Raw genomic sequence first — 7,471 nt, 5'->3', positions numbered from 1 at the left:
ATGAAATGAAATGAAATGAAATGAAATGAAATAATATAAAAAAGTTCGGCTAAAAATTCATTTAAAATTTCAACCGCACTTTTCAATAAAATCAAATTATTCTTCTAAAACAACTTTACCGATATAGCCTAAATTACGATGGCGTTGCGCGTAATCGATACCATACCCCACCACAAATTCATCAGGAATGTCAAAACCAACCCATTCAACAGGCACTTCCACTTCGCGGCGAGAAGGTTTATCAAGTAACGTACAAATTGTAAGGCTCGCAGGCTCACGTAAATTCAAAATATCACGCACTTTTTCCAAGGTATAACCCGTATCAATAATATCTTCCACAATTAAAACGTGTTTACCTTTTATATCGCCGTCCAAATCTTTGGTAATACGAACGTCGTGATTCGTGGTCATACCTGTGCCATAACTTGAAGTTGTCATAAATTCAATTTCCACAGGTAAATTTATCTGACGAACGATATCCGCCATAAACATAAAGGAACCACGTAAAAGCCCTACGACAACAAGGCTATCGATCTGTTTTTCTTGATAAAATTTTGTAATTTGAGCACCTAATTCAGCAATACGCGCATGAACATCATTCTCTGAGATTAAAACATCTACGTGGTGTTTTTTCATTGTGTTTCCTTATGAAATGATAGGGGATAAAATCGTTTGCTATTTTACAAAAAAAAGGCTGAAGTTTAAACCTTCAGCCTTTGTATTCCTGCCCTACATTAGCCCACGAGTTTGTTATATCCCGCGACACCACGTTTTTAATTAGTTGTAGGGTGGGCTAAAGCCCAGCCTATAAACTGAAAAACTTCCTTTGGCGAATAAAAAATCAAAAAATAAAAAAGACTGAAGTTTAAACCTTCAGCCTTTTTGAACCCTAACGAATTTACTTTCTACTCTACCTGTTGGAGCAACCTGCAATCGCTTAACAGATGTGTGTATAGTAACAGATATTTATTCATTGTCAATAAGAATTATTCTCAATTTCAAAAATATTCTTAATTTCCTGAAATTTTCATTTTATCTAACAAAATAGAACCCGTTTGAATGTTAGAACGATGCTCTATATCATCGGCTACAGCAACCATATTTTTCAGCATATCTTGTAGTTGCCCTGCAATGGTAATTTCAGCCACTGGATACTGAATTTCACCATTTTCCACCCAAAAACCTGATGCACCACGGGAATAATCGCCTGTAACGATATTGACACCTTGTCCCATCACATCTGTTACTAACAATCCCGTTCCCATTTGATGTAAAAGTGCGGTCAATCCTCCCGTTAAATTTGGCTTAACAAGCCAGTTGTGAATGCCTCCAGCATGCCCTGTACTTGGCATACCAAGTTTTTTACCACTGTAGCTTGTCACTAAATAAGTTTGTAATATCCCGCCTTCAACAATTTCACGATCTTGCGTACGAACACCTTCACTATCAAAAGGCGTTGAAGCCAAACGACGTAATAAATGTGGTCTCTCACTGATATTGAACCAATCTGGTAAGACCTGTTTGCCTAAATGATCGAGCAAGAAACTCGATTTTCTATATAAACTGCCACCACTTATTGCAGCGGCAAAGTGAGAAATAAGACCAGTTGCAACATCATTTAAGAAAATGACAGGCACTTCTCGTGTACTCAATTTTTGAGGATTTAAACGAGAAACGACTTTCTTTGCACAATTTTCTCCGACCCAAATTGGCGATTGGAGTTTGTCGAATTCACGAGAAATTGTATATTCGTAATCATTTTCTAAGGCAGCTTCTACGCCACCAATAACCGAACAAGATAAAGAATAACGGCTTGATAAATAACTTTGCAACATACCGTGACTATTACCATACACTTTCACGCCTGTATGTGAATTAAAACTTGCGCCATTACTATTTATAATACGTTCATCCGCCTCTAAAGCCGCCTTTTCAGCCTGAAGTGCAAGTTCTGTTGCTTTATCAACATCCACATCAGCAGCATGATAAAGCTCTAAATCAGGCGCATCAAAAGCCATTAGATCTTTATCAGCCAACCCTGTGCAATCATCAGGCGAGGTGTATTTTGCAATAGCAAGTGCGGCTTCCACTGCATTTTTAATTGCGCTTTCGCTTAAATCGGAAGTCGAGGCATTGCCTTTTTGTTGCCCCATATAAACAGAAATCCCCAATGCACCATCATTAGTAAATTCTACGTTTTCAATTTCTTGCAAACGAGCAGATACAGATAAACCGCTCACTTTAGTGACCGCGACTTCTGCACTCGCGCCAGCTTTCGTTGCTAACGCCACTGCAAAACTGACGGCTTGACGTAATTCTTGTTCTTGTGCTTTTAAAAGTGCGGTTGAATTTTCAGCTGTTTTCATTATTTTTTCCTATTAAAAATTTTCAACATTTTATCTTATTTTCAAAGTTTATGGTAAAATGTGCACCAATTTTTATAAAGGATAAAAAATGGCAAAACGTAAGAAAAAAGAAGTTTTCGATTGGGAAGATGAAGATCAAGAAGAAATTATTTGGGTGAGTAAAAGCGAAATCAAACGCGATGCGGAAGATTTAAAACAACTTGGCGAAAAGATTGTCAATTTAACCAAAGCTAATCTTGCCAAAATCCCACTTGATGAATCCTTACTTGATGCCATTGAACTTGCACAGCGTTTACAAAAAGAAGCTCGTCGCCGTCAATTACAGTATATCGGCAAATTATTTCGAGGAATTGATGTTGAACCCATTCGTGAAGCCTTAGATAAAATTGAAAATAAGCATAACCAACAACAAGCTATGCTACATAAAATCGAAAAAGTGCGCGATGAATTGGTGGAAAAAGGCGATGTGGCTTTAACAGATTTATTAAATGATTATCCTAATGGCGATCGTCAGCAACTACGCAATCTGATTCGTTCTGCACAAAAAGAACTGGAGCAAAATAAACCATCGAAAGCCTATCGAGAAATTTATCAAATGCTCAAGGTATTAATGTTGGAAGATTAAAAACATTGAAATTTTCATCCGCACTTTGTGGATAAGTGATTGAAATAAAAATGAATATTCGTTGGAATGTAATTTTGGGCGTTATCGCACTTTGTGCTTTGGCGTGGTTTTATTCCTTAAATCAGGAAACCGCAGATTTATCTGAACTGGTGAAAAAGCCAGATAGTCCTGATTATGTGGGTTATAAAATGGAAACTACGGTTTTTTTCCCTGATGGTAAAAAACAATATTTGGCTTTATCCGATAAAATTGAGCATTATACAGTCAATGAACAAACCCTTTTTACCGCGCCTTTAGTTTATTTATATCCCACAACATCAAATGAAAAGGAAGAGGAAAAAAATGCCAATCAAAATGTAGATTTTTTTAGCACACAAAGCTGGAAATTAAGTGCAAATCAAGCAAGATTGACAAAAGATCAAATATTGTATTTAGAGGGTAATGTCGTCGCGCAAAATTTAACATCAGATTCACGTTTGCAACGCATTGAAACAGAATCAGCGGTCGTCAATTTGAAAACACAGGATATGACTTCCGAAACACAGGTTAAAATTAAGGGTAAAAATTTTAGTTCTACAGGATTAAAATTAGTCGGAAATTTACGCCAACAAGTGGCGACATTAAAGGAACAGGTAAAAACATATTATGAAGTTAGTAAGCAATAAAATTCTTTTTCTTGCAACGATGGTATTAGCATCAAGTTCAGCTTTTGCATTGAAAGGTGATGTTAATCAGCCGATAAATATTGTTTCGGATAATCAATCCTTAGATATGGAAAAAAGTGTAGTGACATTCACAGATAATGTGGTAATTACACAGGGGTCTATTGTTATCAAAGCAAATAAAGTTGTCATCACTCGTCCTGCTGAAAAATCAGGGAAAAAAGAAACTGTAGAAGCATTCGGCACGCCAGTCACATTCCATCAACAGTTAGATAATGGTAAGCCAGTGGATGGAAAAGCAAATAAAGTTCATTATGATCTTGGTAACGAATTTTTAACATTAACTAACAATGCCGAATTAAAGCAGCTTGATAGTAAAATTAATGGCAGTGTTATTACCTATGATGTGAAAAAACAACAACTTAAAGCTAATGGTAATGGAAAATCACGGGTAACAACAGTTCTTATTCCATCTCAATTACAACAAGCTAAAGGGAAGTAATCTATGTCAATTTTGACTGCAGAGAATTTAGCTAAAAGCTACAAAAGTCGTAAAGTTGTTTCGGATGTCAGTTTAACTGTAAACTCTAATGAAATTGTTGGTTTACTCGGGCCAAACGGTGCAGGTAAAACAACAACTTTCTATATGGTCGTTGGGCTTGTTCGCCAAGATCAAGGTAAAATTGTTATTGATGGCGAAGATATTAGTTTGCTCCCAATGCATAATCGTGCGCAACGTGGCATTGGTTATTTACCGCAAGAAGCCTCGATTTTTCGCCGTTTGACTGTCTATGAAAATTTGATGGCGGTATTGGAAATTCGTAAAGATTTAACCCTACAACAACGTCGCGAAAAAGCAGATGAATTAATTGAAGAATTTAACATTAGTCATATTCGAGATAATTTAGGGCAAGCCTTATCAGGCGGAGAACGTCGCCGTGTAGAAATCGCACGAGCCTTAGCAGCAAATCCAAAATTTATTCTATTAGACGAACCTTTTGCTGGTGTAGATCCTATTTCTGTGAGCGATATTAAGAAAATTATTACTGATTTGCGCAATCGTGGATTAGGTGTATTAATTACTGACCATAATGTTCGTGAAACCCTTGATGTTTGCGAACGTGCTTATATTGTTGGCGCAGGTAAAATTATCGCAACAGGCACACCAGAACAAGTGATGAACGATGAACAGGTTAAACGCGTTTATCTTGGCGAACAATTCAAATTATAAAAATGAAAATAACTGAACTATTAAGCCCTGAAAATATTCGTCAGGGCGTTAGTTTTTCTAGCAAAAAACGATTATTTGAGTCTATTGCGCATTTTGTAGAAGAACAAATCCTTGCAGAACAAGGCGAACAAGCCTGTTTTGAATGCCTTTTTGAACGTGAAAAACTGGGGAATTCTGGTTTAGGAAATGGGATTGCAATGCCAAAAGCGAAAATCCCCGTAATAGTATCAGATAAAACAATTGCAGTGTTTATGCAACTCGATAATCCGATTGATTACGATGCTTTTGATGGTAAACCAGTGGATTTAATCTTTGCCTTGCTGATTCCAGAAAATCAATGTGAAACCTACATTCCAATTTTAGCATCATTAATAGAAAAACTGACTGATAAAAATGTGTTGAAACAATTACGATCAGCCAAAAGTGCGAATGAAATTTGGCAAGTTTTTGAAATTACCGATCAATCAGAAACGACACTTGAAGAAGTGAAAGAATAATTACAGTGGGGAAACTTATGGAAATTATCATTATTAGTGGACGTTCTGGCGCAGGAAAATCTGTAGCCTTACGAGCATTAGAAGATGCCGGATATTATTGTGTTGATAATATTCCTTTAGATTTGCTTCCTCAATTGACTGATATTCTATCTCAATCCCAATCATCTGTCGCCATCAGTCTTGATATTCGTAATATTCCAAACTCCGCTCATTCTCTTAAGCAAACCCTTTCAACATTACAAAAGCATCATCAGATTAAAATCATTTTCTTAGAGGCTGATCGTGCCACCCTGATTCGCCGATATAGCGATTCACGCCGTTTGCACCCGCTTTCATTAAAAGATTTATCTCTTGAAGCCGCAATTGATGAAGAATATTGCTATCTTGAACCATTGATTCAACACGCAAATCTTATTCTTGATACCACCCATCTTTCTACGCATAGTCTTGCAGAGCGATTACACGAATTTTTACGCGGTAATAGTGAAAAAGAATTAAAAATTATTGTTGAATCTTTTGGTTTTAAATATGGGATTCCTTTAGATGCGGATTATGTTTTCGATGTACGATTTTTACCTAACCCCCATTGGGATCCAACATTACGCCCAATGACTGGATTAGAAGCCCCTGTCGCAGAATTTCTAAATAGTCATACAGAAGTCAATGAATTTATTTATCTCACTCGTCATTACATTGATACTTGGTTGCCGATGTTAGAAAAAAATAACCGTAGCTATTTGACGATTGCCATCGGATGTACTGGGGGAAAACATCGCTCCGTTTATATTGCCCAGCAATTAGGCGAATATTTTCAAGCCAAAGGAAAAACGGTGAAAATTCAACATAAATCTTTAGAACGGAACAAAAAAATATAAAAAGTGAGGTCATAAAAACATTATTTTTATTGACCGCACTTTTTTATACACTCACAGGCTTTACAATCTCACTAGGATAACAGCCTAAAATCTTTAAGTAATTACTATAATTTTTTAGTTCTTCCAAAGCCTGTTTTGTATCTGGATGATGAATATTTGCTTCAATTTCTAGATAAAACATTTCTTCCCAAGGCTTACCATAAATCGGTCGAGATTCCAGTTTTGTCATATTGATTTGATGCTTTTTAAACACCAATAAAGCATCCACTAACGCACCAGCTTGCTGTGAAGTTGTCATTAATAATAAGGTCTTTGTGGGAATCTGTGATGAAACTTCGCGAGGCTCTTTAGCCACCACAATAAAACGCGTAATATTGTTCTCTTGATTAGCAATATTAGTTTTTAATACACTAAGTCCATACAATTTTCCACCGTCTTCATTGCCCAATGCTGCAATATTAGGTTTATTCAAACTTGCGACTAATTGCATTGCGTGTGAACTACTTTCGCAATATTCAATATGCACGCGATCAAGGCTATGAATAAATTGACTACATTGTTGAATCACTTGAGGATGACTATACAACGTATCAATTTGGTTCAAATCTGTCTTATCATTGACAAGTACGCAATGTTTGATTGGATATGCCAACTCTCCCACTAATGATAAATCAGTATGCTGAAGTAAATCATAAACTTCATTAATTGCACCCGATGTTGTATTTTCTAAAGGTAACACACCAAAGTCAGCTTCTTCAGTCTGAACTTTTTCAAATACTTGCTCAAAAGACTGACATCCTAGTTCTACAAATTGTTTTTGATAACGAGCAGCATAACTACGTGCAGCTAAATTAGAATAAGAACCTCGTTTACCTAAAAAAGCGATATGTAAATTTTGATTACGTTGTTCATTAAGTTTATTCTGCAAATAGACTTGCTGGGTCAATACCGAGTCTTCAATGATTTTTTGGAAAATTGAAGTGATATATTGTGCTTCAAGCTGATAATTTTCATTTTCTGCAAATTGCACTAGTTCTTGTAAAAGTTGCTGTTCTCGCTCTACATCACGTAAAGATTTTTGCGAGATCTCTTTACTTCTCACTACATCGAAAGCTAAACGATGACGCTCAGAAAGTAATTTTAATAAACTACGATCTATTTGCGTAATTTGTTGGCGAATGTCAGATAATTCTAATGCCATAATGCTTCCTTATA

General features: G+C 36.2%; 9 protein-coding genes. 6 read left to right on the top strand and 3 right to left on the bottom strand.

Annotation, left to right across the window (positions count from 1 at the left end; all coding sequences use genetic code 11):
• Positions 1–96: 96 nt before the first annotated feature.
• Both hpt and pmbA read right to left on the bottom strand, forming a co-directional pair.
• On the bottom strand, positions 97–636 hold the full coding sequence (gene hpt, locus HMPREF2644_RS03995; RefSeq protein ID WP_070828246.1) for a hypoxanthine phosphoribosyltransferase: 540 nt from the start codon (positions 634–636) through the stop codon (positions 97–99).
• 374 nt (positions 637–1,010) lie between these two features.
• Positions 1,011–2,366 (bottom strand): metalloprotease PmbA, encoded by a 1,356-nt coding sequence (gene pmbA, locus HMPREF2644_RS03990; RefSeq protein WP_005686457.1) that lies wholly within the window; start codon positions 2,364–2,366, stop codon positions 1,011–1,013.
• A gap of 88 nt (positions 2,367–2,454) precedes the next feature.
• On the opposite strand from pmbA, the gene yjgA reads away from it, so the two are divergent.
• Genes yjgA through rapZ form a run of 6 tightly spaced genes read left to right on the top strand, consistent with a single transcriptional unit; the run spans position 2,455 to position 6,256 of the window.
• The gene (gene yjgA / locus HMPREF2644_RS03985; protein ID WP_005651852.1) at positions 2,455–2,991 is read left to right on the top strand and encodes a ribosome biogenesis factor YjgA; all 537 of its coding nucleotides are present in this window, start codon (positions 2,455–2,457) and stop codon (positions 2,989–2,991) included.
• Positions 2,992–3,041: 50 nt separating this feature from the next.
• A complete protein-coding gene (gene lptC / locus HMPREF2644_RS03980) occupies positions 3,042–3,656 on the top strand; it encodes an LPS export ABC transporter periplasmic protein LptC (protein ID WP_005647563.1) in 615 nt (204 codons plus the stop codon).
• Positions 3,637–4,155 carry a lipopolysaccharide transport periplasmic protein LptA gene (lptA, locus tag HMPREF2644_RS03975; RefSeq protein ID WP_005661318.1) on the top strand — a complete coding sequence of 173 codons (519 nt, stop codon included), beginning with the start codon at positions 3,637–3,639 and terminating at the stop codon, positions 4,153–4,155. The genes lptC and lptA overlap by 20 nt, the downstream gene beginning before the upstream one ends.
• Positions 4,156–4,158: 3 nt before the next feature.
• Positions 4,159–4,884, top strand: coding sequence for an LPS export ABC transporter ATP-binding protein (gene lptB / locus HMPREF2644_RS03970; RefSeq protein WP_005686454.1), 726 nt, complete (start codon positions 4,159–4,161; stop codon positions 4,882–4,884).
• 2 nt (positions 4,885–4,886) lie between these two features.
• Positions 4,887–5,381, top strand: a complete 495-nt coding sequence (gene ptsN / locus HMPREF2644_RS03965; RefSeq protein WP_014550926.1) for a PTS IIA-like nitrogen regulatory protein PtsN — start codon at positions 4,887–4,889, stop codon at positions 5,379–5,381.
• A gap of 17 nt (positions 5,382–5,398) precedes the next feature.
• Positions 5,399–6,256: an RNase adapter RapZ gene (gene rapZ, locus HMPREF2644_RS03960; protein ID WP_005686449.1), complete on the top strand. Its 858-nt coding sequence runs from the start codon at positions 5,399–5,401 to the stop codon at positions 6,254–6,256.
• Positions 6,257–6,299: 43 nt separating this feature from the next.
• Here rapZ and pheA read toward each other — a convergent pair whose 3' ends face one another.
• A complete protein-coding gene (gene pheA / locus HMPREF2644_RS03955) occupies positions 6,300–7,457 on the bottom strand; it encodes a prephenate dehydratase (RefSeq protein WP_014550927.1) in 1,158 nt (385 codons plus the stop codon).
• Positions 7,458–7,471: the final 14 nt, after the last annotated feature.

It is taken from the genome of Haemophilus sp. HMSC071C11, assembly GCF_001837655.1.
Classification (GTDB): domain Bacteria; phylum Pseudomonadota; class Gammaproteobacteria; order Enterobacterales; family Pasteurellaceae; genus Haemophilus; species Haemophilus influenzae.
The sequence above is the reverse complement of the archived record's forward strand: the minus strand, read 5'-3'. Positions and strand labels throughout refer to the sequence as shown.